We start from the raw sequence: 2,372 nt of genomic DNA, 5'->3' as shown, positions 1-2,372 counted from the left end.
CCGGCGGCGTCGGCACAGCCGGCACGGTCGCTGGTAACGGCGGGGCCAACGGCGCTGGCGTCCCAGGCACTACTGCGCCTCAGTTTGGCACTGCGACCGGCCCAACCAACCCCAACCCGCCAAGCGGCGTTACCCCCGGTGGCCCTGGCGGCACCGGCGGCGGGGCCGCTGGCCAGAACCCTGGCACCGGAGGCCCGGGCGCGTAACCTGCAGGAAGGCAACACAACGGAGAGGCCCGCTTCGGCGGGCCTCTCTTTTGTTCAACCGTCTTGCGCAAAACTGCAGTCTCAGCGAGCGGTGTCACCGCCGCTTCCCGCGTGGCATCACGGTCGCTCGGCCAGAACGAACCAGCTCAGACGTCGCTGGAGTAGCGGATCCCGCCGTCGGGAATGTGCACGCCGGGCCACACCCGCGCTCCCCGCAGCAGCTCGCAGCGGGCGCCGATGTCGGCGCCGTCGCCGATCACGCCGTCGCGGACCAGCGCCCGCGGACCGATCCGCGCACCGAACCCGATGATCGAGCGTTCGACCACACTGCCGGCCTCGATCCGCGCGCCGTCGAAGATGACCGCGCCGTCCAACCGGGCGCCGGGACCGATCTCAGCGCCACGTCCGACGACGGTGCCGCCGATGAGCAGCGCTCCGGGCGACACCGAGGCCCCGTCGTGCACCAGCTGCTCGCCGCGATGGCCACCCAGCGCCGGTGACGGAGCGATGCCGCGCACCAGATCCGCCGATCCGCGCACAAAGTCCTCCGGTGTGCCCATGTCACGCCAGTAGCTGGTGTCGACGTATCCGAATACCTTGACGCCGCCGGACAGCAGGGCGGGAAACACCTCGCGCTCGACCGACACCTCGCGGCCGCGCGGAATCCGATCGATGGTCTCCCGAGAGAACACGTAGCAGCCGGCGTTGATCTGATCCGTCGGCGGATCCTCGGTCTTCTCCAAAAACGCTGTGACTCGGCCGTCTTCGGTCGGCACGCAACCGAAGGCCCGGGGATCGCTCACCCGCACCAGGTGCAGGGTCAGGTCGGCCTGCTGCTGGTGGTGGTAGTCGAGTAGTTGACCGAGATCTGCTCCGGACAGCACGTCGCCGTTGAACACCAGCGCCGTGTCGTGGCGCAGACGGCCCGCGACGTTGGCAATTCCGCCGCCGGTGCCCAGCGGACTCTGCTCGGTCACATACTCGATCTGTAAACCCAGTTTGGACCCGTCACCGAACTCGGCCTCGAAAACCATTGGCTTGTAGGATGTTCCGAGAATCACGTGCTCGATGCCGGCCGCGGCTATCCGCGACAGCAGATGGGCCAGGAAGGGCAACCCGGCGGTGGGCAACATCGGCTTGGGCGCCGATAGCGTCAGGGGCCGCAGCCGAGTGCCTTTACCGCCAACGAGGACGATTGCGTCGACGTGCTTGCTCACCTCACCGATGCCCTTCTGCAGAACTGCGCACCATCAGCCGCGACCGCACCGCCAAACCTGCCCGGAAGGCCAGCCGCAGCGGAGCACGCCATGGTCCAGAATGCCGGTCCGCGAGGTAGGTGTAGGTGCTTTTGTGATGCGCTGCCAAATTGCGCGACGACTCCCGCGCGGTCGCGTGGCCCTTGTGATGCAGGACTTCTGCCGACGGCACATAGACGTTGAGCCAGCCCGCGCGGCCCATCCGGTCGCCGAGATCGACGTCCTCCATATACATGAAGTAGCGCTCGTCGAAGCCGCCGATCTGCTCGAAGGCCGTGCGGCGCACCAGCAGGCACGATCCGGACAGCCACCCGACCGGCCGCTCGCTGGGTTCCAGCCGCTCTTGGCGGTAGGCCGCCGACCACGGGTTCGTCTTCCAGAGCTGTCCGACAACTGCATGCATCCCGCCGCGGAACAGGCTGGGCAGCTGGCGCGCCGACGGGTACACCGACCCGTCGGGGTCGTGGATCAACGGTCCGAAAGTCGCCGCGCGCGGCCAGCGCGCCGCGGCGTCCAGCAGCGCGTCGATGCTGCCGGGGCCCCACTGCACGTCCGGGTTGGCCACGATGATCCATTCGTCGACATCGCCCAGCTCCGCGATCGCGCGGTTCACCGCGCTGCCGTAGCCGAGGTTGGACCCGGTGGAGAACAGTCGTACACCCGGGTAGCGCTCGACCGCGGCCTGCGGCGCCCCGTCGGTGGAGCCGTTGTCGGCCATCAGGACGCTGACTGGCCGCTCGGTCGCGTGCGACAGCGATGCCAGAAACCGGTCCAGATGCGGGCCCGGCGAATAGGTCACCGTGACCACCGGCAGCACGTCACTCACGGGTTGAGGGTAGCGGTCAGGCATCCAGCGGTGCGGACAGCGCTGCCTGCAGCGCTTCTCGCCATGGCCGCAGTGGGGCCAGAC

Annotated in this window: 2 protein-coding genes and 1 pseudogene; 1 reads left to right on the top strand and 2 read right to left on the bottom strand. The window is 68.7% G+C overall.

All coding sequences use genetic code 11. From position 1 onward, the window contains the following. Positions 1–206 (top strand): annotated as a pseudogene (locus WAN02_RS18610) (PE-PGRS family protein); the annotation flags it as partial. Between the two features lie 146 nt (positions 207–352). Here the strand turns inward: WAN02_RS18610 and WAN02_RS18605 are convergent. Together WAN02_RS18605 and WAN02_RS18600 are read right to left on the bottom strand one after the other, a co-directional pair. Further along, positions 353–1,423, bottom strand: a complete 1,071-nt coding sequence (locus tag WAN02_RS18605; RefSeq protein ID WP_422265719.1) for a sugar phosphate nucleotidyltransferase — start codon at positions 1,421–1,423, stop codon at positions 353–355. 1 nt (position 1,424) lies between these two features. Further along, positions 1,425–2,270, bottom strand: coding sequence for a glycosyltransferase family 2 protein (locus WAN02_RS18600; protein ID WP_422265720.1), 846 nt, complete (start codon positions 2,268–2,270; stop codon positions 1,425–1,427). Between the last annotated feature and the right edge of the window lie 102 nt (positions 2,271–2,372).

Origin of the sequence: Mycobacterium sp. (assembly GCF_049281135.1) — a bacterium.
Classification (GTDB): Bacteria; Actinomycetota; Actinomycetes; order Mycobacteriales; family Mycobacteriaceae; genus Mycobacterium.
Note: the sequence above shows the minus strand (reverse complement) of the source record. Positions and strands in the feature narration are given on the sequence as shown.